This is a genomic window from Nocardia asiatica NBRC 100129 (genome assembly GCF_000308415.1).
GTDB lineage: Bacteria > Actinomycetota > Actinomycetes > Mycobacteriales > Mycobacteriaceae > Nocardia > Nocardia asiatica.
Genome location: NZ_BAFS01000070.1, coordinates 60645 through 86192 on the forward strand (window position 1 = coordinate 60645; position 25548 = coordinate 86192).

Sequence of the window (25548 nt, forward strand, 5' to 3'; positions counted from 1 at the left end):
GTAGTCCGGCGCGTCCACCCGATCACCGGGTGGACGCGCCGGTTTCGTTCACGGCTGGGCGTCGAAGGCGCGGGCGCGCAGCGAGCGTTCGATGCCCGCCTTGCCTTCACTGACCAGGCGGCGCAGTGCCGGGGGGTGGTCGCCGGCGAGGAACTTGTCGGCGACGGCCACCGCGTCCTCGCTGATCGCCCAGTGCGGGTAGAGCCCGACCACCACGGTCTGGGCCACCTCGCTGGAGCGTCGCTCCCAGACGCCGGGGACCTCGGCGAAATACCGTTCCAGGTAGGGGGTGAGCAGCTCGCCCTGCCCGGCGGGCGCGAAGCCGGCGACGAGGGAGCGGGCGGTGATGTTCGGCACCGAGTCGTCGCCCATCACCGTCGCCCACGCCTGTTCCTTCACCTCGGCGATCGGACGCGCCGTCGCGGCGGCGGCCGCTTGCCGCTTGCCCGCGGCGGTGGAGTCGTTGGACAGCTCTTGATCGATGACCGGCGTGTCCAGCCCGTCGGCATCGATCTCGCCCGCCGCGGCGAGCGCGGCGACCAGCCGCCACCGCAGGTCGGTGTCGACCGCCAGGCCGGGCAGCCCGACCTTCGCCGGATCGCCGTCGAGCAGTTCGCGCAGCACCTCGGTGTGCCAGGCCGACAGCTTCGCGCCGGTCAGCGCGTTGACGAAGGCCAGCTGGTGGTCGGAGCCCGGCTCGGCCTCGCGCGCCAGCTCCAGCAGCCGGTTCGCGTATTCCGGCCAGCCGGTGGTGGTGGCCCACTCCGGATCGGCGTAGCTGCCCAGCGCGGTGTTGGCTTGCATCAGCAGCCGCTGCACCACGCCGATCTCGCTCTCGGCGCCGACGCCGCGTTCGACCAGCGCGACGAAGTCGCGCGCGCGGAACTCGGCCTGGCGGGTCATCTCCCAGGCCGCCGACCAGGCCAGCGTGCGCGGCAGCGGCTCCGCGATGTCGGCGATGCGGTTGACCAGCACGTCCAGCGAATCGGCGTCCAGCCGGATCGAGCAGTAGGTGAGGTCGTCGTCGTTGACCAGCACGAACTTGCCGCGCGGCACGCCGACCAGCGCGGGCACCTCGGTACGTTCGGCGGCGTCGAGGTCGAGCTCCACGCGCTCGGTGCGCACCAGCTTTCCGTCCTGGTCGTCGTACACGCCGATGGCCAGCCGGTGCACGCGCCGCTCACCCGCGCCCGGTTGCGCGCCCTCCTGCACCACCGCGAACGAGCTGAACCGCCCGTCGGCGTCCACCTCGAAGTCCGGGCGCAGGATGTTCAGTCCGGTGGTCTTGAGCCACTGCGCGCCCCAGGTGGACAGGTCGCGCCCGGACGACTTCTCCAGCGCCGACAACAGGTCGTCGAAGGTGGCGTTGCCGTAGGCGTGCTCGGCGAAGTAGGCGCGCAGACCGGCCAGGAACGGCTCCAGACCGACGTAGGCCACGAGCTGTTTCAGCACGCTGGCGCCCTTGGCGTAGGTGATGCCGTCGAAGTTCACCTCGACGGCGGCGAGGTCGGGGATGTCGGCGGCGATCGGGTGGGTGGAGGGCAGCTGGTCCTGCCGGTAGGCCCAGGATTTCTCGACGTTCGCGAACGTGGTCCACGCGTTGGTGTACTCGGTGGCCTCGGACTGGCACAGCACCGAGGCGAAGGTGGCGAACGACTCGTTCAGCCACAGGTCGTCCCACCATTTCATGGTGACCAGGTCGCCGAACCACATGTGCGCCATCTCGTGCAGCACGGTCTCGGCGCGGCGCTCGTAGGACGCCCGGGTGACCTTGGAGCGGAAGACGTAGTCCTCGAGGAAGGTCACCGCGCCCGCGTTCTCCATCGCGCCCGCGTTGAACTCGGGGACGAACAGCTGGTCGTACTTGCCGAACGCGTACGGGACGCCGAAGTTGCGGTGGTAGAAGCCGAAACCCTGCTTGGTCTCGGTGAACAGCCGCTCGGCGTCCATGTGCTCGGCCAGCGAGGCGCGGCAGTAGATGCCCAGCGGGATGCTGCCGTGCTCGTCGGTGTACACATCGGTCCACTGGGCGTACGGACCGGCGACGAGCGCGACCAGGTAGGTGCTCATTCGCGCGGTGGTACGGAAGACGTGCTTTCCGGGCTCCGCGGCGAGCGTCTGCACGACGGCGCCGTTGGAGACGACCACCCAGTCTTCGGGCGCGGTGACGGCGATGTCGAAGGTGGCTTTGAGGTCCGGCTGGTCGAAGCAGGCGAACATCCGCTTGGCGTCGGCGGTCTCGAACTGGGAGTACAGGTATACCGCGTCGTCGGCGGGGTCGACGAACCGGTGCAGGCCCTCACCGGTGTGCGAGTACTCGCAGTCGGCCTCCACCACCAGTTCGTTGCGCTCGGCCAGGTCGGTCAGGGCGATACCGGTCGACTCGTCGTAGCCGGACACGTCCACGGCGGCGCCGTTGAGTACCGCCGAGCGCACGCCGCGCGCGACGATGTCGATGAACGTGCTCGCGCCGGGCGTCGCGGTGAAGGTCACCGTGCTGCGGGAGAAGAAGGTCTGCTCGCCCGGTTTGCCCGCACCGTCGGTCAGATCCAGCTCGACGCGGTAGTTCTCGACCGCCACCGTCGCGGCGCGTTCGATCGCCTGGTCGCGAGTGAGATTGGGTGCGGACATTTGGCTCCTTCGTGGTCGAAGAACTGGCACGGGCGCAATCCACAATGCCACCTCGGTGGCCCAGGCCGCGCGGGACTTTCCCGACCAACCCTAGTGACACCGGCCCCTTGTGCGGCGGGACATCGGCGGCGCGACGGCCGCGCTCCAGGGGCGGCGGTATTGTGCCTGTGCAGCGCAGGTTCACCACCACGGATTCGGAGGCTCGACGTTGAAGCATGTGCACGCCGGGAAGGTGCGTGACCTGTACGAGGACGGCGACACGCTGCTGTTGGTCGCGTCCGACCGGGTGTCGGTGTACGACGTGGTGCTGCCGACGCCGATCCCGGACAAGGGCGCGCTGCTGACGCAGTTGTCGAACTGGTGGTTCGAGTACTTCACCGACGTGCCGAACCACGTGGTCTCCGCCACCGACGTGCCCGCCGAGTTCGCCGGCAGCGGCATCCGGGTCAAGCCGCTGAAGATGGTGCAGGTGGAATGCATCGCGCGCGGGTACCTGACCGGGTCCGGGCTGGTGGAGTACCGGCGCACCGGCTCGGTCTCCGGGGTCGCGTTGCCGCCGGGGCTGCGCGAGGGCGACAAGCTGCCGGAGCCGATCTTCACCCCGACCACCAAAGCCTCCGCCGGGCACGACGAGTCGATCACCTTCGCGGACGTGGTGAACCAGGAGGGGCGCGAGGTCGCCGAGCGGCTGCGCGAGCTGACCCTGCACCTCTACACCCGCGGCGCGGCGCACGCCGCCGAACGCGGCGTCATCGTCGCCGACACCAAGGTGGAATTCGGCTGGGACGGCGACGTTCTCACGCTCGGTGACGAAGTGCTCACCTCGGATTCCTCGCGGTTCTGGCCCGCCGACGAGTGGGAGCCGGGCCGTGCGCAGCGCTCGTTCGACAAGCAGTTCGTCCGCGACTGGGCCACCTCGACCGGCTGGGACAAGGAGCCGCCCGGCCCGGAGATCCCGGCGGACGTGGTAGCGGCGACCCGCCAGAAGTACGTGGAAGCCTACGAGCTCATCACCGGCCGGACCTGGACGGGCGGGTCGAGCTAGCGGTCAGCCCGGCAGACGCTCGGCCAGGCGGTCCAGGCAGGGCCGCTGGCCCGCGACCAGCTTGTCGCGTGCGGCGGCCGCGTCGAACCATTCGGCGCGATCGATCTCCGGGAACTCCGCCAACCGCCCGGAGCGCGGCGGCCACTCCAGCTGGAACGTTCCCGGCACGATCGCGGCCGGGTCGAGATCGCCCTCCACGGCCCATACCGTGAGGGTCTTCTTGCCCGCGCCGCTGCCGTAACGCACTTCGCCCAGCGGCAGCCATGCGCCGTCCGGAACCGGCAGTCCCAGTTCCTCGGTGAACTCCCGGCTCGCCGCCAGACGGGCGTCCTCGGTCTCCGGCTCGTACTCGCCCTTCGGAATCGACCAGGCTCCCAGATCTTTTCGGGCCCAGAACGGCCCGCCCATGTGCCCGAGCAATACCTCGACGGCGCCGTTCGGGTTCCGGCGGAAGAGGAGCACTCCCGCACTGTGTTTGCCTGCCACACCGCGTAGTCTGCCCGCTCGCGATCGGCCGGATGTTCTCGCCCGCTCGTGACCGGCGCGTCGCCCGAGCGGGCCACCCGGCATGAATCCCACCGCCGCTGATCTACTGGGCCCGTACCGCGGCGACGCCCGGGTCGAGGCGACACTGCCGGTCGTCGCGCGCGAGCGCGGGCAGCCGTGCCGAGCGGTCCGGCTCGCACGCCACGGACCATAGGCGCGTGCGGGCTTTCGGAGCCCGCCTACCCGGCGAGATTCGCGCGAGCATCGTGGCGTAGCCGTGCCGCGCGAATCGTGAGGTAGTCGCGCTCGGGGACGCTCGTCGTCCGGGCGGCGGCCTTGGTGTAGCAAAGGACGGCCGCGTCGAGGTCGCCGCCCATTTCGTGCAGGTGGCCGCGGACGGCGTCGAGCCGGTGGCTGCCCGCCAGCCGGTCGTCGAGAGCCTCGGCCAGCGCGAGCCCGGCTCGCGGCCCCGCCACCATCGCGGTCGCCACCGCACGGTTGAGCCGAACCATCGGATTGTCCGAGAGCCGTTCGAGCCGGTCGTACAGCGCCAGGATCTTGGGCCACTCGGTGTCCTCCGAGCGCGCCGCCTGCGCGTGCAGAACCGCTATGGCTGCCTGGATCTGATAGGGCCCGCGCAAACCGTGTGCCAGCGTGCCGGTGACCAGGGTGGTCCCTTCGGTGATCAGCGCCCGATCCCACAGCGCGCGGTTCTGTTCGGCCAACGGGACGAGTTCGCCGTGCGCGCCGGTGCGCGCCGCGCGACGGGCGTCGGTGAGCAGCATCAGCGCGAACAACCCGGTGACCTCGGTGTCCCCCGGCAGCAACCGATGCACCGCCCTGGCGAGCCGGATCGCCTCGTCGGACAGATCCGTCCGCTGCAACGTCTGCCCCGAGCTGCTGGTGTGGCCTTCGCTGAAGATCAGGTACAGCACGTGCAGGACCGCGCCGAGCCGCTCACGCCACTGCTCGTCGTCCTGCCGCGCGAACGGGCGCTCGACGGTGGCCAGCTTCTTCTTCGCCCGGGTGATCCGTTGCGCCATGGTGGCTTCCGGCAGGAGGAAGGCACGGGCGATCTGGTCGGTGCCGAGCCCGCCCACCGCACGCAATGTCAGGGCGATGGCGGCGGCCGGCGACAGCGCCGGGTGGCAGCACAGGAACAGCATGGTGAGCGTGTCGTCGTGGTCCACGGGGACGGCGTCGTTCACCTCGCGGTCGAAGGCGGTGGTCTCCCTGCGGCGCCTGGCCACCTCCGCGCGCACGGCGTCGGCCATGCGGCGCTGTGCGACCTGGATCAGCCAGGCGCGTGGGTTGTCCGGCAGCCCGCCGCGCGGCCACTGGGTCGCGGCCGCCAGCAGCGCTTCCTGCAGTGCGTCCTCGGCGGTGTCGAAGTCGCCGAACCGGCGGACGAGCGTTCCGAGGACCTGCGGCGCCAGTGTGCGCAGCAGGTCCTCGGTGCTCGCCGGGAGCGGTGTGTCGTCGGGCACCGCACGCCGGTCGCTCATTGCTCGGTGGCGGGGGCGCCCATCACCGCGCGAACTTCGATGTACTCGCCGATCGGTTTGCCGCCCGGTCCGGGTGCGGCGGAGGCCTGCGCGGCGATCTCGTAGGCCCGTTCGGGGCCGTCCACGTCGACGATCCAGTAGCCCGCCAGGAACTCCTTGGTCTCCGGGAAGGGCCCGTCGGTGACCACCGGCGCCGACCGGCCGTCCGAACTGACGATCCGCGCCTCGTCCGGCCCGGCCAACCCTTGCGCATCCACCAACTCGCCCGCCTCGGCAAGCTGCTCACCCAGTGCGCGCTGGAAGTCTATGTGGGCCTGGATCTCTTCCGGGGACCATTGGTCGATCGGTGTGTCGCAGTACGCGGTGGGACCGTGGGTCTTCAGCAGCATGAACTTCATGATTCGTTTCCTCTCCTCCGGCGTTCGGCCGCGTCGAGCGCCTCGGTGGCGCTCGCGAAGAGGTCGGAGCCCAGCGCGCGGAGTCGACATATCTTCTGAGTGATCTGCGTCACAGCTTCGTCGTCGTGTCGGCCAATCGGTCCGGATCGACCGGTTCGCCCGCCAGGATCAATTCCTTGATCCGGTCGGTCACGTCCCAGACGTTCACGTTCATCCCGGCGAGCACGCGATCGTCGGCGTCCAGCCAGAACGCCACGAACTCGCGCGTCGCCGTGTCGCCGCGCACCACGACCCTGGCGTACTCGTCCGCCGCGGCGAACCCGGTGTACTCCATACCCAGGTCGTACTGGTCGGTGAAGAAGTAGGGCAGCCGGTCGTAGGTGGCCTTTTTTCCGAGCATGGTCGCGGCGGCGACGGCGGGTTGGTTGAGCGCGTTCGCCCAATGCTCCACACGGACCCGCCTGCCGAGCACCGGGTGTTGCTGCGCGGCGATGTCGCCGACCGCGACGATGTCCGGATCACTGGTGGCCAGGCGTTCGTCGACGAGCACGCCGTCGTCCACCGCGAGCCCGGCGTCGGCGGCCAGCTCCACGTTCGGGCGCGCGCCGACGGCGACCAGCACCGCGTCGGCTTCGATCGTGCTGCCGTCGGCGAGCCGGACGCCGTTCGCGACATCGGTCGCGACGGCCTCCTCGGTGGTGATCGCCTCCACCTGGGCCTCGAACCGGAAGTCCACACCGTTGGCCCGGTGGAGGTCGGCGAACACCTGAGCCATTTCCGGGCCGAGCACCGCACGCAGCGGCAGGTCGGCGCGTTCGACAATGGTCACCTCGACGCCGGCCGCGCGGGCCGCCGCCGCGACCTCCAGGCCGATCCAGCCCGCTCCGATGACGACGATCCGCCGCGCGCTGCCGAACAGCTCGATCAGGGTGTCGGAGTCCTCGATGGTGCGCAGCGTGTACACGTTGGGCGCGTCGGCGCCGGGAACGGGCAGCGTTCGCGGCGTGGAACCGGTGGCGAGCGCGAGCTTGTCGTAGGGCAGCGTGGAACCGTCGGGCAGGGTGACCGTCTTCGCCGCGGGGTCGAGACCGGTGACGGTGGTGCCGAGCCGGACCTCGATGTGGTGGTCGCGGTACCACTGCGCCGGGTCGACGGTGAACTCGGGCAGCGACTTCTTCCCGGCCAGATGCTCCTTCGACAGCGGCGGTCGCTCGTAGGGCAGGTGCTCCTCGGCGCCGATCAATGTGACGAGTCCCTCGAAATCGTTGGCCCGCAACGCTTCCGCGAGCTTGGCCGCGCCCAGTCCGCCGCCGACGATGACGAAATGCCGATCAGAACTCATTGCGGACTCCTTCTCAGAAGGGAACCGGGCTCCTGCCGACCAACCCTACTGGGAGCCGTACGGGCGGCTCGGGAAAACGGCGCGCCGAATGGGAACGAATCGGGTGCGGAGGTGGTTGCTCGGTAGGGCGGCGAGGTGTGCGCCGTCCGTCCGCATGCGATCGAGAGGAAGCCGCCCGTGACCGACAAAGCCGCCAAGGACGTCGTCGATTTCTGGTTCGACCCGTTGTGCCCCTGGTGCTGGATCACGTCCCGCTGGATCCTCGAGGTCGAACAGGTGCGCGACATCGAAGCCAGGTTCCACGTGATGAGCCTGTCGGTGCTGAACGAGGGCAAGGACGTGCCCCCGCAGTACCAGGAACTGCTCGACACGGGCTGGGGCCCGGTCCGCGTCGCGATCGCCGCGGCGCAGGAGCACGGCGACAAGGTGCTCTTGCCGCTGTACACCGCGATGGGCACGCGTATCCACAATCGGCGCGAAGAGTACGAACGCGAGAACCGCAAGGAGTCCCTCGCCGCGGTGATCGCCGACTCGCTGGCGGAGGCCGGTCTGCCCGCCGAGCTGGCCGCGGCCGCCGAGAGCACCGACTACGACGAGGCGCTGCGCAAGAGCCACCACGCGGGCATGGACAAGGTGGGGCCGGATGTCGGCACGCCGACCATCCACATCAACGGCACCGCGTTCTTCGGCCCGGTGCTGTCCCGGATTCCGCGCGGCGAGGAGGCGGGCACAGTGTGGGACGGCGCCGTGGCGCTGGCCTCCTACCCGCACTTCTTCGAGCTGAAGCGCACGCGGACCGAAGACCCGTCGTTCGACTGAGCGCCGTGCGGCGGGTGCCGTCGCGCGGCACCCGCCCCGGTCACAGCACGGATTTCGGCGGGCTCGCCGGTACCTCGGCGTAAGAACTCGGATAGCCGCCCATGGGCACACCGGCGCCCCTGGGCCGCTCGGGGCGCAGGAACAGCTTTCCGTGCCTGCTGCGGTCGCGCAGCGCCCACATCCGCCAGGTGAGCACCGGATGGCTGGACAAGGCGTTCACCATCCAGACGAAGAAGCCCTTCTCCGACGGCGCCCGATCGGCCATCTCGTCGAAGCCGACCAGCCTGTTCATGTACTTGCCCGCGGCCAGGGTGCCCATGGCGGCGGGCGCCCCGGTATGCCGGTGGCAGTAACCGTGGTTGTCGGCGGTGTACTCCTGCGCGCGGATCAGGCTGCTGCCGATGATCGGCAGGAACGGCGCGAGGAACATGCCCAGCTGCCGCCAGTACGAGGTGTGCCCGGCCGCGATGTGCCCGACCTCGTGACCGATGATGAACGCCAGCGCGTCGGGTTCGCGTGCCGCGCCGCCGATCTCGAACAGGTCGCTGTAGACCACCACGAAGCGCCGGAAGCCGTGGCCGCTGGCGAAGGCGTTGATCTGGCCGTTGCCGAGCACGACGTACGCGTCCGGCGCCTTCGCCATGCCGAAGCGGGCGGCGGCCTCGGCCACCAGTTGGTGGCCCTCGGGGAACTGGGTGGGCGACATCTTCACGCCGTTCACCCGCTGGCTCGCGTAATTGATGCCGCGACCGAACCACAGCAGCAGCGGGGCGGCCGCCAACGCCAGCACGTACTGGTCGAAGTTGCCGGTCGCCAGCAGCAGCAGCGCGATCACGTACGCGAACACCGTCAGCACCACCACGACGACGAGCATGGGGATCTCCCAGCTGTGCCGGGCGGGCATGCCGAACGGCGAGAGCCCGCGAGGCTGCCGCATCGGCGGCGCCGGGGGAGGGACCGGAGCGCCGTACGGCGCCGGGTAGGCGACCGGAGGTGCGGCCGGAATCGTGCCCGAGGTGGAGGACCCAGCAGGGGACGCGGCAGGCGATTCCGGAGCCGGTCCCCAGCCCTGCCGGGCGTACGGGTCGGCCCTTCGGCCCGCCTGATCGGGCGGCTGGGGTTCGAACGGCTGCATGGAATGAACTCTATTCATTTGCCGGGAAGAGGGTGGCGCGCCAGCTGTGCCACCGGGCCGGGCGGCCGCGAACACAGCTGGCGTATCAGTCGATTCGCGCAGGCCCGTCGCGGTGTCAATCGCCGGGCCCGCCCTCTTGTCATCCGCGCCGGAGCCGCCTGACACAATGCCTGCCATGCGCGTTTACCTGGGTGCCGACCATGCCGGTTTCGAACTGAAGAATCACGTCAAGGCCCATCTGGAGCAGGCGGGCCACGAGGTCGTCGACTGCGGCGCGCTCGAGTACGACGCACTCGACGACTACCCCGCCTTCTGCATCGAGGCGGCCCGCCGCACCGTCGCCGACCCGGGCAGCCTCGGCCTGGTGTTCGGCGGCAGCGGCAACGGCGAGCAGATCGCCGCGAACAAGGTGCCGGGCGCCCGCTGCGCGCTGGCGTGGAGCGTGGAGACCGCCAAGCTGGCCCGCGAGCACAACAACGCGCAGCTGATCGGCATCGGCGGCCGGATGCACTCGACCGAGGAGGCGCTGGCCATCGTGGACGCGTTCGTGTCCACCCCGTGGTCGGGCGAGCAGCGCCACCAGCGGCGCATCGACATCCTGGCCGAGTACGAGAAGACCGGAGACGCCCCGGCGGTTCCCGCGTACTGACCGCACCGCGGCGGTAGACCGGCTGTGCCGGAGGGACATACGCTGCACCGCCTCGCGCGGCTGCACCAGCGGCGCCTCGCGGGCGGTGTGGTGCGCGTATCCAGCCCGCAGGGCAAGTTCGCCGAGGGCGCGGCCAGGGTGGACGGCCGGGTGCTGATCGGCTCCGAGGCGTGGGGAAAACACCTACTGCACCACTACGACTCCGGGCTGGTCGTGCACGTGCACCTCGGTCTCTACGGGGCGTTCACCGAATCCGAGCTGCCGATGGGGGAGCCGGTGGGGCAGGTCCGGATGCGCCTGTTCGGCGGGCCGGACGGGCAGCCGGGATTCGGCACCGACCTGCGCGGGCCGACCGCGTGCGAGATCCTGCTGCCGCCCGAGGTCGCCGCGCTCACCGACCGGCTCGGCCCCGACCCGCTGCGGCGCGGGGCCGACCCGGACCGGGCATGGCGGCGCATCCACCGTTCGCGCAGGCCGATCGGCGCTCTGCTGATGGACCAGCAGGTGGTCGCCGGGGTCGGCAACGTCTACCGCGCGGAACTGCTGTTCCGGCATCGGATTTCGCCGCATCGCCCGGGGACGGATCTGTCGGTCGGCGAATGGTCCCTGATGTGGGCCGATCTCGTCGCGCTGATGCGGGTGGGGGTGCGCGTCGGCAAGATGGTCGTGGTGCGACCCGAGCACGATCACGGTGCGCCCTCGTACGCGCCCGATCGTCCGCGCACCTACGTCTATCGCCGCGCGGGCGCGGCGTGCCGGCTGTGCGGCACGCCGATCGCCCACCAGGTGATGCAGGCGCGGAATCTCTTCTGGTGCCCGACCTGCCAGCCCGGCTGAGCGGATCGGCGCCGTGCGGGCCGGGCCGGTCAGCCCGCGACCGCGGTGTCGATATCCGGCTCGTCCGCGATGGCGAAGCGGCGTCCGCCCGCCGTCTTCGCCGAGTACATCGCGCGGTCGGCGCGGCGGAGCAGATCGGTGAAGTCGAACGGGGCACCTGGGGGGTTGTAGGCGGTACCGACGCTGGCCGACACCGGAACCGGGCCCGCCGACGACCAGACCGGGTCCCGCAGTGCGGCCACGATCCGATGTGCGAGGTCGCCGAGGGTGTTGCGGTGCGGGTTGGTCGCGAGCACGAACTCGTCGCCGCCGTACCGGCAGATCACCGTGTCGGGGGGACAGGCGTCGCGCAGCCTGCCCGCCAATTCCACCAGCACCTCGTCACCGATCGCGTGGCCGTATCCGTCGTTGATCTGCTTGAACCGGTCCAGGTCGATCAGCAGCAGGCCGACGCCGCGGGTCGGGTCGGTGGCCATCATGCGCACCTTGTCCTGCAGCAGCGTCCGGTTGGCCAGGTCGGTGAGCGCGTCGTGGGTGGCTTCGTGGCGCAGCCGGTGCTGCAGCGCCGCGATCTCCTGCACCCGCAGTGACACCTTGGCCGACAGGTTCTGCTCCTGCTGCGCCAGCGCGCGCTCCTGCAGCGCCTGGGCGTAACTGTCGATGGCCTGGCTGGCGATGAACGGCCACCGGGTGGCCACCAGCGAACCGGGCGTACCGGAGGGGAATCCGAGCAGCCAGCGCGTGGCCTGCGCCAGCATCCGGATCCGGTCGAACGGCGCTTCGGCGAGCCTGGCTCCGAGCATCCGTGCCTCGGGGACCGGGAAGGGCTCGGACCTGGCCAGCGTGAGCAGGCGCTCGACGATCTCGATCAGTACCGGCTCCAACTGCTGGGGCGCCGCGCCGGAACCGGGCTCGGCGCAGACCGCCCGGGCCCATGCTCGGGCCATGGCGGCTACCGGAGGCTCGATGTCGGTCGACATCGGACTCACCCGGTGTGGACGACGTCGGTACCCAGGTGCCCTGTACTGACACAGGCGCCGGCGTCACCTTGATCGTTCCCACTGCTACGCGGTTGTGTCCACCTGGTTCGGCGCACGCTCACCGCCCCCTTTCCAGATACCCCCGTCCGGCAAAAAGGATCCTAGCAAGCCACTCGGCATCGAAAAGCGGCGATTTGCAACGTGTTCTCGATGCCTCGCGTATAGCGATCGGGTACGTGATCGTTCCCGTCGCGTTGGTGTTACACCTGTTTTCGGTTCGCTGCAAAATCGCGCCGCGACGCGCTGGCGACACGCTGTACAAGGTATACGGACAGCCGCGCGCGTGCCAGGGCAGTGGTCCGGTCCGGCCCCGCGCCGCCGGTCTCACGAGAATCTGTTCTCGCACGCGAGGTCCTCGTCTTCCTGTCGTGTTCGGCGATTGTTGTTCCAGGCGTTCGCGCGGTGGTGGGGGCTTGCTCCTCGTTCTTCGCACCGGCGCCGCGCGGGCTGCCTCGTGCGCGGACCGCACAGGCGACGGCTGCGCGGTGCGCGCCAGGGCGGTGCGCCGGGCCGCCGACCACCGCGGCGGCGCGTCCGGAGCGGAGGTTGCCGTGCGATCAGCCGGCAGTTCGCGGGACGGGCTCGTGCTCGGCGCGGACCGCGGCCGTTCCTCCGCGGCGTCGCGGGCGCAGCTTCGCGACACGCCGAGCGCGTCGGCCGTGACGGCGAGTCGTGCGGTCCTCATCGGAATTCCCTCGAGCGAAGTTCCCGGCGTGACAGGTGGCAGTGGGCCACGCTTCCCCGACGGGGTCGTCACGTGTCATCGAGTTTCGCCCACCGGAATCCGACACGCCAGAGTTTCAATGAAAAACAGCCTCTAAAATTTCCCTCCGGCGCGCCACCGGGCGCCCTCGGGCTCGCAGTGCCACACTGGACGTGGCAACCCTGGAGCGCATCCGCAGGCAACCTGTGAGATCTCGCTGCGCGGGGGTCGATTGGCATTTTGGAAGCCGGGTTCGGTAAAGTCGGATCGCACACGACATCGTGGCGATCCCATCGGTGTCGTATGCCTGCGGGTGTAGTTCAATGGTAGAACCTCAGCCTTCCAAGCTGATGGTGCGGGTTCGATTCCCGTCACCCGCTCCACGGAGCAATCATCCTCGTCGGCGGCCGCCCCGCCGCCGACGAGGACCACGGGGTGTAGCGCAGCTTGGTAGCGCATCCGCTTTGGGAGCGGAGGGTCGCAGGTTCAAATCCTGTCACCCCGACCATCGTTCGGGGGTTCGGCGGGGGTTCGCGTCGTCGGTAGCGGTCACTGCTTCGGCCAGTTCATTGTCCGGATCGGTGTGCGTAGGTATGCCCGGGGCCATCGCCGTAACCGGGCGCGGCCGAGGCGATGTCCGGAGTCCCGGATCACCACTGCCGCCCGAAGGGCCTGCCGCCGGGCACCTCATGGCAACTCTTCGGCACGGGTCTTGCGCAGGCGACTTCGGCGATTCGCCGGTCGATGTCTTCGCCGAACGAGACGCCGGGTACCGGACATTCGGCCCGCACCTTGGGGCGAGCTGTTGAAAAGACGTGAATGAGTTTGTCTACGTAAGTATTCGACACTGCCGTATGGAAATACGGGAACGGCAGGCGGTAGGGGAAGTCGCGGCCGCGCTGTTACTGCTCGGCCTGCGCCTGAGGACCGGCTGCCACCGAGGAGGGCGGCAGCTCGGAGTGCCGGGCGAACGCCTGATCGATCAGTTCGGACGCGGCGCGGGTCACGATCAACCGGGCGATCGCCAGGTCGGTCTCCAGCTTGGTGCGATCCCGGGGTGTCCGCGCGGATTCCTCGTAGGTCTGCCCCGCCAGGCGGTAGAACAACTCGGTGGCGAAGCGGTCGGCGATGCGATCGCAATCGGTGCGCAGGCGCTCGACCAACTGGAAGGTCTCTTGCATCGGCAGCCCGGTGTCGGTGAGCCGGGTGGCCAGATCGCAGCACCGCGGGTTGGTGACCCGGTAGGCCTCGAGCGGATCTTCGCTGGAGGCGAGCGCCTGCTTCGCGTAGTCCGGCAGCTCGGCGTAGCTGTCCTGGGGTTCGGTGGTGGCTTCCGGCTCCGCTTCGGCTGCGTTCGCGTTCTTCACGCCGAGCACGTCGGCCAGTCCGTCGCCGCGGTCCCAGGCTTCGAGCAATTCCCTGATGCCGTTCAGCTTCATGCCCCGGCCCAGCAGGCGGCTGATCGTTTGCAGCCGATTGAGGTGGTCCGACCCGTAATACCCGATCCGCCCGCGCACCTCCGGCGAGGGCAGGAGCCCTCGCTCGTGGTACACGCGGACGCTGCGCACGGTGGTGTCGGCTGCCCGTGCCAGTTCGTCGATCGTGAATTCAGAGTCTGCAGCCATGTTTAAAAGGAAACCATAGTGGAGCCTCCGTGGAAAATGGTCCGTTTCATAACGTGCCGTTAAAGACGGTAGCTGGGTGTTGCTTCAAGGTCAACGAGCCGTTACATAGCGGCACAAGAGGTTGTGTGCTGGGCAACAGTGGGCTACCGTGCGTAGACCAGCTTATCGCGGCTGGCTTCCGGGGACTGTTGAGCAGCCCTGATGACCGTCCGATTCATGGGCCACGCACCTGCCAGAGGTGTGTGCTCGGCATCCCCGGAGATGGCTATGAGCATTACGCGAACCCTTCCGATGGACGCGGGATCCCTTGCGACAGCAAAGGTCTCGTCGATTCCGGCAAAGTCGAACCAGCGGCCCCCGTGCGCCGATGTCCCCGACAACTGGGACATGGACACCGGCAACCCGGATGCCTGGCGAGCGGCAGTGCGCACCTGTCAGAGTTGCCCGCTGCTCGCGCAGTGCCAGCAGTTGGCACAGACCCTCACGGCCCGCGGTGACGGTCCCCGCGCGATGATCTGGGCCGGCGTCGCCTACGACAATTCCGGCGGCGTCATCGAGAACCTGGACCGGCACCGTGCCGCGCCGATCGACCACAAGCGCCCTATGCGCATCATCCGCAACGGCCCTCGGCCGCTGCGCACCGTGTCCACCCTTCCCGCGCCCCGCAGGCACATCGTGCTCGGCCAACCCCTGAAGCCGACCGGAACCGACGGTCTGTGACTATGCTGCGTGAACCTTTTCGCGTCGAGCCTTTCGGTGGTGCGTAACTCATGACAGTGCTGGCATTGGAGATCGGACCATCGAGGTTCGCGGCGACTCGGGTCGCCGACGATGTCGGCGCCGACGATGTCCGGCAGATTCCGATCCCCGCCGCGGGTGCGTGGGATCGGTGCCGGGACGTCCTGCTCGAGGTCGCCGAAGGCGCGGCGGTCACCGCGCTCGGCGTCGCCTCCGTGGGGCCGATCGATATGGCCGCGGGCGTGGTCGCGCCGATGGAAGTTCCGGAGTGGCGGACCGGGTTCGGCATCGTGGAGGCGGCACGGAAACTATTTCCCAAGGCGTCGGTCCACCTCGCCCTGGACGGGGTGTGCCTGGCGCTGGCGGAACGGAACTTCGGAGCCTTGAGCAGCGTCATGGACGGATTGGCCATCACGGCGTCCGATCGCATCAGCGGCGGCGTCATCGTGGGCGGCTTCACTGTCGTCGGCCGGACCGGTAACGCCGGGCACGTGGGTCATGTTCTGGTCCCCGGCTTCGAGGACCGCTGTGTGTGCGGCGGTCGCGGCTGTCTGGAAGCGGTCGCCGGCGGCGCGTCGGCGGTGCGCTGGGCGCGCGAACAGGGCTGGGCGGGCGGCTCGGTAGCCGAACTGGTGGAAGCCGCTCGGGTGGGGGAGAGCGTTCCCGCCGCCGCGCTGGACCGGGCCGGAACGGCCCTGGGCCGGGCGGTCGCGTCGGTGGCGGCACTGCTCGACCTGGATCTCGTCGTGCTCGGCGGCTCACTGGCCGAAGCGGGTCCGGCCCTGTGGAAACCCCTGGGTGAAGCCGTCGCCACGCACGCCCGGCTGAACTTCCTGCCGGGGTTGCGCGTCGTTCCGTCGCAGCTCGGCGACATCGGAGTGCTCGCGGGCGCTGGTGTTCTCGCGGTAACTGCCAGCGCATAGGTGCCGTCGGCGCCGGGTCGAAAGTCGCTGGGCGGGAGCGGGCCGGTTCGGCGCCAAGCATTAGCTGCGTGGAAGCCACGCCAGGCTGGTCGAGTCGGTGCCGATCGGTTCGCGCCCGATGGGCCGCTGCGGAGGTGTCGGCGGCCGGGTTGCTCCGCCTGAACGAAACGTGAACAAAATGAACACGCAACCGTGCTTCGGATGAACGTGCTGCACACTTTTCTGAGGACCGGCGAACTTTGACGGGTTGATTGCGCCGCTAAATAACGGTACATTGCCTGAGTCACAAGATGTCTCATCCGGGCTAGGCGGGTCCGGAGGAACGGCTGGTACGGGCAAGTGCGAAGCGAAGTGGCGCAGTGATTCCATGGGTGACTATCGAGACGTTGGCGCCGGACGGCATGTCCGTGGCGTCGGTGGGAGATGCACCGCGTGAATTCGCGAGCTGGCAGCGGGTTTTGCAGCGAACGCTGTCCAAAACGCCCGCGCTGTACGACAAGCTCACCACGGCGGGGCTGACCGAGGCGATTCAGACGGCACACGACCAGGCGAAGGACCTCGACCTGGCCATTCAGACCCGCGCGGGCAGGCACCAACTTCTCATCCGGCCCATCTTCGGCCCGGCGGGCGACGTGCACGCGGTGCGCCTGTGGCTCGGGCCCGCGTCCGAGCAGGTGCCCGCCCTGCGCCCGGCGGTGGGCGCCATCTGGGACCTCAGCAGTCAGACCATTCAGCAGCCGAGCGGCATCACGCGCTTGTCCGGGAGCGCCGCCGAACAGTACGTACCCAGGATGGGCATCGCGGAACTGTTCCACCGGGTGTCGAGCTTCGATCGGCACGCCGAGATGCTCGATCTGCTCTACGACCCCAAGCCCGGTGACCGGATGCAGTTCGACACCACCGTGGTGCACGGCTTCGGCCGTCCGGCCCAGTGGCGGATCACCATTCGCGCCCGCGACGACGAGCGCACGCGCGGCGCCTGGTGGCTGATCGAGGACGTGACCTCGGAGAACACTCCTCCTGCATGGCCGACCCTGGAGCGGATCGGATTGCGCGAGGCGCATCGGCGGGCGGGCACGCATCTGGCGGTGGTCCAGCTCGAGCACACCAGCATCTCGCACTGGCTCACCGATCCCGCGCCGTGGGTGCGCTGGGACTACCTCTTCCGGCCCGTGGACGTCTTCCATCCCGAGGACCGTGTTCGGCTGGCGGAACTCGGTGAGCGGCTGCGCTCCGGCGACAGCGCCGGCGTGACGTTGCGCGTGCTGAACTACGGCGGCGGTTACACGCCCACCTCGCTGCTGCTCTACCCCTACCCCGGGTACTCGAGCAGACAGCTGGCTATCGCGCAACTGGTCCGGGTCGCCGATGACGTTCCGCTGCTGGAAACCCACCGTCAGGTGCTGGAACCGCGGCAGCGCAGCGCGCCGATCGGCTATGACGAACAATTGCGGCATTGGCTGGCGGGCAGGATGAAAAGCAGCCCGGCCTGCTGACCCTTGATTCCCATGGCTGGGAACTACCGGCCGGTTCGGATCGGCTGTGCTCTCTACCATTTCGAGGGTGAGGACAGTGGTTCGTGGACCGGCAGATACTGGTGAGGCACTGCTTCGCCGGATGGCCGCCCGCCGCCGTCGCGACAATATCGTCGTCGCGGTGCTCGCCGTACTCGCCGTCCTGGGCGGCGGTCACGCGATTCTCAGCGCCTTCGACTCCGGACCGCCTCCGCCGTCGGACGATTCGACGACGGCTATTGTCGGGCGAGCGCAATTGGCGGGTTCTTTCGCCGAACAGTTCGTCGTCACCTATCTCACCTCGATTGCGGGACAGCAGGATCGGATCGGCGAATTCGTCGGCTCCAGTCAGCAGATCGCGTTGCCCTCCTCCGCTCGGCAAGTCTCCGATCCGTCGGTCGTCTACGTCTCGCGCGCCCTCTCGACCGGTGGACTCGATGTCTGGTCGGTGACCGTATCGGTCCGGGTCGGCAAGAGCGGCACTGCGGCCGCGCCGGAGCATCGGCAGTTCTACCGGGTGGCGGTGTCGATCTCCGAAGGGCGGTTACGCGCCCTGTCGGTGCCCGCCGTGGTCCAACCCCCGGCGAAGGGCGTGGATCTCAAACCGGCCTACGGCTCGCCTTGCGCATCGGACACGCCGCTGGCGCAGGTCGCCTCGGGATTCCTGGGCGCCATGCTGGCCGGGACCGGTGACGTGGCCCGCTACACCACGCCGGATTCCGGGCTGGCCGCACTGAAACCTCCTCCGTTCACCGCGGTCGAACTGGTCTCGCTCACCTCGGACGACGCGGGCTGCGGGTCCGGCGGCGCGAAGGCGCAGGTGCTGGCCACCATCAACCCCAAAGCCGATACCGGCGCCACCCAGTCGCTGGCTTATCCGCTGACCATGATCCGCAACGCGGGCCAATGGCAAGTGGTGTCCATCGATCCGATTCCCGCTCTGTCGAGTCCGCTGGCGGTCGTGGTCGCAGGCCAGGATTCCCGCGGCGGAACGCCGCCCACTTCGACCTCCTCCCCTTCACCGTCGGTGACGATTCCGCCGGCGACACAGAACTGATCCGAGAGGCAGCCCGATGGGTAATCTGAGCAACATCCTCTATGGCGTGCTGATCTTTGTCCGTTGGGGCGGAATGATCATCATCGCCATCGTCACGATCGGGGTGTTGATTTCCGAGGGAGCGAAATCCAAGCTGTCGCCGGCCCGGATCGTCGTCGTCTTCGGATCGGGATTGCTGGCCGGGGTGGCGATCTGGATTCTCCCGACAACCATCAATTACGCGCGAAGCGACGCGAACCTCATCGTTCCCGATCACCCCATCGGTGGCTATCGATGAGTCAAGTGATCAAGGTGTTCACGCCGATCAAACGTGTTCCCACGATGATCGGCAAGGCGCAGAACGGCCAGAAGCTCCCGTTCGGCCCCTACACCCTGCCCCAGGTCGCCATAGCCGTGGTGATGATGGCGGTGACGTCGGTGTTCGCGATGACCCTGCCGGTCAATCCGGCCGTCACCTTCATCGCGGGTCTGGCGGTGACCGTCCTGGCGGTGTTCATGCTCGGGCTCGTGCCCTACACCGGCGTCCGGATGACCTCTCGCGCGCTCTGGGTGGGCAGGCTCATCGTCTATCGCAAGCCGGTGTCCGCGTCGGGAATGCCGATCAACAACGAGTCGGTGCGCCACACCATGTTCATCGAGGAGACCGTGGTCCTCTTGCTGCCCGATCGCGCTGACGCGGCCGTTGCCGCCGAACCGAAGCGCGATCTGCGGATACTCGAGGCGGTGGGCAGGGGCAAGGCCACCGATTTGTGGAGGCGACTGAACGGCAGCGATGCCCCGGCCTCGGGAGGACGCCCCTGATGGCACTCGGACGAGATCTGCAGCCGACCGCCGCGATTCGCGGCAATCTCCAGTTCACCCATTCGGGTCTGGTCACCGCCACCTACTTCATCAATCCGCTCGGTTACGGATTGCGCAAGGCCGGCGACAAGTACGACGTGAAGATGGCGCATCACTCGCTGGTCAACAACTTGCCGAGCGGTTCGCTGCTGCTGGGCATCCAGGCGCGCCTGAACACGATCGACGTGCTCACCAAAATGGTGGAGGGCGTCGACCTGGACGAGTGCGAGGACTACGCGGACGAGGTGGTCGCCTCCTACGAGCGCGTGCACGCGATCATGCCGCAGACGCGCATCTTCCTGCTGTCGATCCCGGTCGGCGCGAGCAACTCCAGCATCTCCGCGTTGTCGCGGCTGTGGCGCGGCAGCACCGCCACGATCGATGCGACCGCGATCTCCCGCGCCGACCTGGACGTCTACGACGAGAAGGCGAACGAGATCCTGTCCAGGATCGGCAGTGACTTCGATCCGGTCCCGGTGCCCGCCGCCCTGTTCCAGTGGCTGTGGGAGCACTATCTCTCGCGCGGCGCGGCGGGAGATCCGGTGGCGCCCACGCGCGCGGGCGCGCTGGACGACGCGACCGCGGCGGTGTTCCGCTCCGCGGCGCTCGACGAAGGCGCTCAGGCCGACAGCAATCGGCGCATCCGGCCGTCGTTCGTTCCGGTGATCAGAGTGGTGCAGCCGGATTACGAGTACCGGCCGTCCTACCAGGCGATGCTGACGCCGCACTCGTTCCCGTACGCGGGCATGACGTTTCCCGGTGGCAGCGAGTTCCTGAACGTGCTGGAGGGTTTGGGCGACGTCACGGTCGACTGGGGCATGCGGATCTCGACCAAGCCCGCCGAGCAAGTCCTCAAGAACAACGAGCTCAGTTTGCGCAGGCTCGGTGAACAGATGGATCAGCGTGACCAGGAGGTGTCGTTCGCGCAGAACACCTTGGCGTCGAAGGCACGCATGCTCGGTGAGTACAACCAGCACTTCGAGGTCAACGGCGGCGAATCGGAGGTCTCCTTCACCACCGTGATCGCCATCGGCGGGCCGTCGCGGGACGCGACCATGGACGCGGTCAACACACTCAAGCGGCGCTACAAGCGGTTCCAAGTCGACATGACCGCACCGGTCGGCGCGCAGGTCGACCTGTGGTCGATGTTGGTTCCCGGCAGTCCGCCGCGCCGGGCCTTCGACGACTTCGCCCATATCGTTCCTTCGGACATGTGGGCCGGTTTCGTGCCGTTCACCACCAGCCAGATAGGTGACGACAGTGGCCCGGTGATCGGAGTCAACCTGCTGTCGGGCCATTTCGAGCCGATCCACTTCGGCATCATGGAAGCCGCGCTGCACGACCTGTCCGCATCGTTCGCGGTGACCGGCGAACTCGGGTCCGGTAAGTCGTATTTCCTCAAGCTCATGGCGGTGCTGGTGCACGACATGGGCGGGCAGTTCCTCGCCATCGACCGCAGTCAGGTCGGGGAATGGGAGCATTTCGCGCGGTCGATCGATGACGCGGTGATCATCGATCTGGCCAATCCCACAGTGTCGCTGGACCCGCTGCGGCTGTTCAGTCCGCGGATCGCGGGTGAACGTGCGCTGGACTCGATCCTGCCGCTGCTGGATCTGTCGCCGACCTCCGGCGCCGGCGCCGCGGCGAGTAATCTGCTGTCGCCCAGAGGCATGGCCGAGCACAAGATCAAGAGCTTGCTCGACCTGTTCCACGTCGTGCGCCGGCTACGGGAGCACTCGGAGCAGGGAGAGGAGTACGCCGATCTCGCGGCTCGGCTCGGCACCGTGATCGAGCGGGTTCCGGTGCTGTTCGACCCGAAGCTGCGACCGCTGCGCCTCGATGCCTCCGCGACCGTCGTGCGCAGTCACAACCTGCAATTGCCGACCGCCGAGGAACTGACCACCCCGCACCTGTACAACCGGTTGCCACTGACCAAACGCCTCGGCACGGCGCTGTACGAACTGGTCGGCGTCGCGGCGCGCGAGGCGTTCCTCACCGACAACGGCAGGTTCGGCCTGCTCGTCGGCGACGAGGCGCATCACTTCACGCAAACGCAGGTCGGCTCCGCGGTCACCTCGGACTTCAGTCGCGACGGCCGTAAACACCTGGCCGCCATCGGGCTCGCCTCGCACGATCCGGCCACCGACTTCCAGGGCGCGGCGCACAACCTCATTCCGAACCGGTTCGTCTTCCGGCAGCGCGACGAGACGTTGGCGCGCAACAGTCTGGAGTGGCTGGGAGTCGATCTGGAGGAATCGCCCTTCCTTTTGCAGATCCTTCGCGAAGAGACCTCGCCTCCGATCGGGCCGGGCAGGCAGGTTCCCGAGGAACGTCGTGGCGAGATGTTCATGCGGGACGCGCTGAACCGCATCGGTCGTGGCAAGGTGCTCGGTCCGGCGCGTCCGGATCGCGCCGCGGCGATCACCAGCACCCCGACCACCGTCAACAGTGCGCGTTCTTCCCTACCGGAGCGATCGGCACGCTGATGAAATCACTTTCCGACCGAAGTGGTCGAGCAGACCAGGTTTCCTTCGGGATGCCGTGGGAACCGCAATTCTGGGATACCGAGCGTTGGCGGCCTCAGATGGTGTTCCGGCGATTCCGAGCGTGGGTCGCCGCGTCTCGCCGTCGACGCCGCACCGCGTGGTTGCTCATCGCACTGTTCGCGCTGTTGGTGTTTCCGGGCTTGATCCACGCGGTGTCCATCGCACAGACGGGCACCGTGGCACCGGCGTCCGCACCGAACAGCGCGACCGGCTGGATGAACGTCAAAGATTCCTACGGCGTGAATGTCTCGAGCTACATGTTCGTGACCGATCGCGGCGGTGTACTCGATCCGGGAAGCTTCGCGCTGTGGATCTTGATCATCGTGTTGTTCGCGCCATGGCTGATCTTCGTGACAAGCGGGGTCTGGCTTCCCGGTAAGGCGCTGGATTTCAGCTGGCTGAACCTGCTCAGCGCACCGTTGCGAGGGATGGCGGAGAACTTCACGGCGCAGATCGCGACGCCTTTGATGGCAGCGGCGGCGGTGGCGATCGGCGCTTTCTTCGTCGGGTACTTCATCGTGCGCGGCCACTATGCCAAGGCCGCCTGGCAGGTCATCGTGATGGTGATCGTGGCGATCGCGGGGACGGTGGTTCTGGCGGATCCGCTGGCCGAGGCTCTGTCCGACCACGGAGTGCTGGTACAGGGGCGCGATCTCGGGCTGTCCGTCGCCGCTGGTCTGAATGGGAACAGCAACCCGAATCCGAATCAGTTGGTCGCCACGCTGCAGACGACCATGGCGGATAATTTCGTGCGACTGCCCTTACAGGTGTGGAACTTCGGGCACGTCGTGGACAACAACCCCTCCTGCCGGGCGATGTGGACCTCCGGCATGATGGCCGGTGACGAAGGCCGGGTCAAGGACGGGATGAGATCTTGCGGCGACAGTGCCGCGTACGCCGCGACCCAGAATCCGAGCGTCGGTCAGGTCGGAGCCGGGCTCCTGCTGTTGCTGTGCGCAGTCATACTCTTGGCGTTCGCCGTGTATCTGTCCATCAAGATCATGTGGGCCGCCCTCGACGTCGTCTACTACGGCTTCTTGACGATCTTCGGGTTGGCCGCGGGCGGATACATCTACGGTCCGACGCAGACCTTCACCGTTCGCTGCGGAGTACACGGCTTCATCTCCGGTGGGAAGATGGCCGTCTTCGTCATCTTCCTAGGCCTCTACGAACTGCTCTTGGGTAGCTTGTTCAAATCGGCGAACGGCCAAATCATGGTTGTTTTCGTCATCGGGTCGGCCGTGATGGTCATAGCCATCGTCCAGTTGCGGCGGGTCAGCAGGAATATCGATGAGGGCAACGAGTGGGTGGTCAACCGCATCGGGCTGGCGATCCAGAGCGGCATGGCCGGACAGGGTTCCGGCTCGGGCGGTACGGCACTGGGGGCGGGTCTCGGAATGGGTAACGCCAACGCGAACAGCTCGATGTCCGCACTCGGCGTACTCGCCGCGGCCAGCACCATCAACAACTCGCCGATCACCGGCTTGCTCGCAGGCCACAACAACCCGCTCAGTCGTTGGGCCTGGCTCGACCACATCGATAAGCGGAACAAAGCGCGGGGCCTGAAAACCAAGGACCTGCGAGCGGCCGCGCACGCCAATGCGCACGATCGCGTCTGGCTGGCAAATGAGGCGCGGGAGGGTATGACACGCTCCAGGACCTACGGCCGGGGCAGGAGGCGAAGGGCCGCCTTCGCCGCCGAGAATGTCGCGCACGCGTCAGGGCTTGCGGGCGGTTTGTTCACCGCCCTCCGGATGGCCGGCCTGAGCGAGGAGGAAGCGCAGACGGCCGCCGACGTACGAGTGGACATCATGCGGCACGCGGACAAGGAGCCACTCGCCTCGACGCACCTCAGTCACGTCGTCGCCGCCCACAAGCATTTCGAGCGGGATGCCATCAGGAATCCGGGGGGAGCCAGGGCGATGGCCAGGTTCCACGGGTTGGAAGCCAGCGTCGATCGGTATCGAGGTGATTATTCCGGCGGTGTCCAGATCGAGCGGTGGCTGAGCAATGTCGGGTATTCGTATATCCGAAACCCCGAAGAGGCATTCATCTCGGACCTGCGGGATGCTGCCAACTCGGCTACAGGAGGAAATCTGAGACTCGCCGGCGGGGGGACGGCTACGGTGACACAAAACGACGCGGACCGGTTGAGGCAGTGGCTCTCGAACGAGCACGCGCTGCGAGTCCAGGCTGCTACCACTTGGGTGGCGCAAGATCCCACCGATATGCAGCGGGTACGGGTGTTGCGTTCCGAGATCGACAAAGCCGCCATGACGAACCAGATGGAAGCAGGGCGAAATATCACGGGTGCTGTCTCGCTCGCGCAACCGGATGTCAACAGGACCCCACTCCCGCGCCACGCCGGGAACCGGGACCCGAACGAGCACCTCCCGGAGGATTTGCTGAACGACTTGAGATTCCGGCGCCCCTGATCAGCACCGAGGTTCCGGCAACGGGTCGGATTTCACAGAAAGGCACTAGATGATCGGTCGTCTCTTGACGCTCGTGTTGATGCCGTTCTGGGTATGGCTGGCGCTCGGCATGGCGGGCCTCTTGTTCATGTTCCTCGTGGTCGTGGTACTGGTCGTGGGCGGCGCTACCTCGGCGATTGCCTCCGACCTGCACTATCAGTGCGACAGCGCGGTGGGGCCCGATCCGTCCCGGACGGTAACCCCGAGCCCCACCTCGACAGCGGTGCGGCCGACGACGCGGCGGGCGCCCGCGGCGGGGGTGACCACCGCTCCGACCACCAACCCGTTCGCGGAGCTGACGATTGCACCGGACGACAGCAGCGCGTCCGCCTGGCACCGTGCATGTGCCACCGCAATGAAGGATGCCCCCTACCAGAATCCGCCTCTGCTCACGGGCAATTCGGGAATCGGCGCCGAGTGCGCGCGTCAGCTCGCGGTCGCGCAAGCCGGGGCACCGCCGAGCAGAGCGCAAAGCGGCGCGGGCGACCGAGTAAGCGCCGCTGAGTTCACCAGCGCGATCATCTACCTGGCCTCGGCCGCGCGGTCGACCGGGCGCTGTGAACTCACCGCGAGCGCGGTGACGCCACCGCCGACCGCCGAAGTCACGCGGCAATCGAGCGGATCGGGCCGCCGTGCCTGCGGACAGCCGGACAGCTCCGGAACGGCGGTCGTGTTACTGCCGAATACCGTTGTGGCGCAGGGCGCGTGTGGTCAGCGAGTGGACCCCTCCGCGGTTTCCGCAGGTGATCTGGTCTTCTGGGACTATCGGAACAACGCGCCGACCGAAGTCGGGATCGCGGTCAGCGGTACGCACCTCGTCACGGCCGACCCGGTGAGCGGCGGATTCGTGGAGCGGGTCATCCCCAGCTCGAACGACGTGCGGGTGAAGCGGGTACTCGGCGGCGGGGAGTGATGAGGACGCGATGCCACCTACAGAAGTAGAGCCGCAGATCGAGACGGGTGAAGATCCCGCAGCACCGCCGGTACCGGTGACACCGTGGTCGAACCGGCCCGATCAGCAGCGGCCACGGCCGGGTGGTGTGCCGGGGCAACCCGGTAGCACGCCCCCCGGTCCGGGGCAGTCCGGCGCTCCTGGGCCGGGTCAGTCCGGGAACGGTCAGCCGAACGGCACCGGCGAGCCGGGTGTTTCGGGCCCACCTCAACCGACCCCGTCTCAGCCGGGTCAGCCTGCGCCGGGCCAGGCCCAGCCTGGTCAGCCTCAGCCGGGTCAGCCTCAGCCT

21 protein-coding genes and 2 tRNA genes are annotated in these 25548 nt (G+C 68.2%); 15 read left to right on the plus strand and 8 right to left on the minus strand.

The window, feature by feature from the left end:
* Window positions 1-48: 48 nt before the first annotated feature.
* A complete protein-coding gene (pepN, locus tag ON27_RS07310) occupies window positions 49-2631 on the minus strand; it encodes an aminopeptidase N (RefSeq protein WP_043721354.1) in 2583 nt (860 codons plus the stop codon).
* Between the two features lie 208 nt (window positions 2632-2839).
* On the opposite strand from pepN, the gene ON27_RS07315 reads away from it, so the two are divergent.
* On the plus strand, window positions 2840-3676 hold the full coding sequence (locus ON27_RS07315) for a phosphoribosylaminoimidazolesuccinocarboxamide synthase (protein WP_043721358.1): 837 nt from the start codon (window positions 2840-2842) through the stop codon (window positions 3674-3676).
* 3 nt (window positions 3677-3679) lie between these two features.
* Here ON27_RS07315 and ON27_RS07320 read toward each other — a convergent pair whose 3' ends face one another.
* The 4 genes from ON27_RS07320 to ON27_RS07335 all read right to left on the minus strand — a co-directional run bounded on the left by ON27_RS07320 (window position 3680) and on the right by ON27_RS07335 (window position 7407).
* Window positions 3680-4162 (minus strand): NUDIX hydrolase, encoded by a 483-nt coding sequence (locus ON27_RS07320; RefSeq protein WP_043721362.1) that lies wholly within the window; start codon window positions 4160-4162, stop codon window positions 3680-3682.
* Between the two features lie 239 nt (window positions 4163-4401).
* Entirely contained in the window at window positions 4402-5667 is a 1266-nt protein-coding gene (locus tag ON27_RS07325; RefSeq protein WP_051046305.1) for an RNA polymerase sigma factor, read from the minus strand.
* Window positions 5664-6065 carry a YciI family protein gene (locus ON27_RS07330; protein ID WP_043721365.1) on the minus strand — a complete coding sequence of 134 codons (402 nt, stop codon included), beginning with the start codon at window positions 6063-6065 and terminating at the stop codon, window positions 5664-5666. Before ON27_RS07330 ends, ON27_RS07325 begins: the two co-directional genes overlap by 4 nt.
* Before the next feature lie 109 nt (window positions 6066-6174).
* Entirely contained in the window at window positions 6175-7407 is a 1233-nt protein-coding gene (locus ON27_RS07335) for an NAD(P)/FAD-dependent oxidoreductase (RefSeq protein ID WP_043721369.1), read from the minus strand.
* Window positions 7408-7584: 177 nt separating this feature from the next.
* On the opposite strand from ON27_RS07335, the gene ON27_RS07340 reads away from it, so the two are divergent.
* On the plus strand, window positions 7585-8226 hold the full coding sequence (locus ON27_RS07340) for a DsbA family protein (RefSeq protein ID WP_086007440.1): 642 nt from the start codon (window positions 7585-7587) through the stop codon (window positions 8224-8226).
* A 40-nt stretch (window positions 8227-8266) separates the two neighbouring features.
* Here ON27_RS07340 and ON27_RS07345 read toward each other — a convergent pair whose 3' ends face one another.
* Complete coding sequence (locus tag ON27_RS07345; RefSeq protein ID WP_043721375.1) at window positions 8267-9361, minus strand: M48 family metallopeptidase; 1095 nt, start codon at window positions 9359-9361, stop codon at window positions 8267-8269.
* Between the two features lie 175 nt (window positions 9362-9536).
* On the opposite strand from ON27_RS07345, the gene ON27_RS07350 reads away from it, so the two are divergent.
* Entirely contained in the window at window positions 9537-10010 is a 474-nt protein-coding gene (locus ON27_RS07350; RefSeq protein WP_043721378.1) for a ribose-5-phosphate isomerase, read from the plus strand.
* A 24-nt stretch (window positions 10011-10034) separates the two neighbouring features.
* Window positions 10035-10847 (plus strand): Fpg/Nei family DNA glycosylase, encoded by an 813-nt coding sequence (locus tag ON27_RS07355; protein ID WP_043721381.1) that lies wholly within the window; start codon window positions 10035-10037, stop codon window positions 10845-10847.
* A 29-nt stretch (window positions 10848-10876) separates the two neighbouring features.
* On the opposite strand, the gene ON27_RS07360 is transcribed toward ON27_RS07355, so the two are convergent.
* Window positions 10877-11827 carry a GGDEF domain-containing protein gene (locus tag ON27_RS07360; protein ID WP_043721385.1) on the minus strand — a complete coding sequence of 317 codons (951 nt, stop codon included), beginning with the start codon at window positions 11825-11827 and terminating at the stop codon, window positions 10877-10879.
* A 1072-nt stretch (window positions 11828-12899) separates the two neighbouring features.
* Here ON27_RS07360 and ON27_RS07365 point away from each other — a divergent pair.
* Window positions 12900-12973, plus strand: a tRNA-Gly gene (locus ON27_RS07365).
* A 48-nt stretch (window positions 12974-13021) separates the two neighbouring features.
* Window positions 13022-13098: transfer RNA gene (locus ON27_RS07370), tRNA-Pro, on the plus strand.
* A 394-nt stretch (window positions 13099-13492) separates the two neighbouring features.
* On the opposite strand, the gene ON27_RS07375 is transcribed toward ON27_RS07370, so the two are convergent.
* Window positions 13493-14215 (minus strand): MerR family transcriptional regulator, encoded by a 723-nt coding sequence (locus ON27_RS07375; protein WP_051046306.1) that lies wholly within the window; start codon window positions 14213-14215, stop codon window positions 13493-13495.
* A 267-nt stretch (window positions 14216-14482) separates the two neighbouring features.
* Between ON27_RS07375 and ON27_RS39735 the strand changes: the two genes are divergently transcribed.
* The 9 genes from ON27_RS39735 (at window position 14483) to ON27_RS07420 (ending at window position 25220) form a co-directional block, all read left to right on the plus strand.
* A complete protein-coding gene (locus ON27_RS39735) occupies window positions 14483-14935 on the plus strand; it encodes a hypothetical protein (protein WP_157227111.1) in 453 nt (150 codons plus the stop codon).
* Between the two features lie 50 nt (window positions 14936-14985).
* Window positions 14986-15876, plus strand: a complete 891-nt coding sequence (locus ON27_RS07385) for an ROK family protein (RefSeq protein ID WP_043721389.1) — start codon at window positions 14986-14988, stop codon at window positions 15874-15876.
* 371 nt (window positions 15877-16247) lie between these two features.
* Window positions 16248-17372, plus strand: coding sequence for a GAF domain-containing protein (locus tag ON27_RS07390; protein WP_043721393.1), 1125 nt, complete (start codon window positions 16248-16250; stop codon window positions 17370-17372).
* A 67-nt stretch (window positions 17373-17439) separates the two neighbouring features.
* Window positions 17440-18447, plus strand: a complete 1008-nt coding sequence (locus ON27_RS07395) for a conjugal transfer protein (protein ID WP_245559839.1) — start codon at window positions 17440-17442, stop codon at window positions 18445-18447.
* A gap of 16 nt (window positions 18448-18463) precedes the next feature.
* On the plus strand, window positions 18464-18724 hold the full coding sequence (locus tag ON27_RS07400) for a hypothetical protein (protein ID WP_043721398.1): 261 nt from the start codon (window positions 18464-18466) through the stop codon (window positions 18722-18724).
* Window positions 18721-19248 (plus strand): hypothetical protein, encoded by a 528-nt coding sequence (locus ON27_RS07405; RefSeq protein ID WP_245559840.1) that lies wholly within the window; start codon window positions 18721-18723, stop codon window positions 19246-19248. Before ON27_RS07400 ends, ON27_RS07405 begins: the two co-directional genes overlap by 4 nt.
* Entirely contained in the window at window positions 19248-21773 is a 2526-nt protein-coding gene (locus tag ON27_RS07410; RefSeq protein WP_043721401.1) for an ATP-binding protein, read from the plus strand. The genes ON27_RS07405 and ON27_RS07410 overlap by 1 nt, the downstream gene beginning before the upstream one ends.
* Before the next feature lie 161 nt (window positions 21774-21934).
* Complete coding sequence (locus ON27_RS07415; RefSeq protein ID WP_157227112.1) at window positions 21935-24268, plus strand: hypothetical protein; 2334 nt, start codon at window positions 21935-21937, stop codon at window positions 24266-24268.
* A gap of 79 nt (window positions 24269-24347) precedes the next feature.
* The gene (locus ON27_RS07420) at window positions 24348-25220 is read left to right on the plus strand and encodes an NlpC/P60 family protein (RefSeq protein ID WP_157227113.1); all 873 of its coding nucleotides are present in this window, start codon (window positions 24348-24350) and stop codon (window positions 25218-25220) included.
* Window positions 25221-25548: the final 328 nt, after the last annotated feature.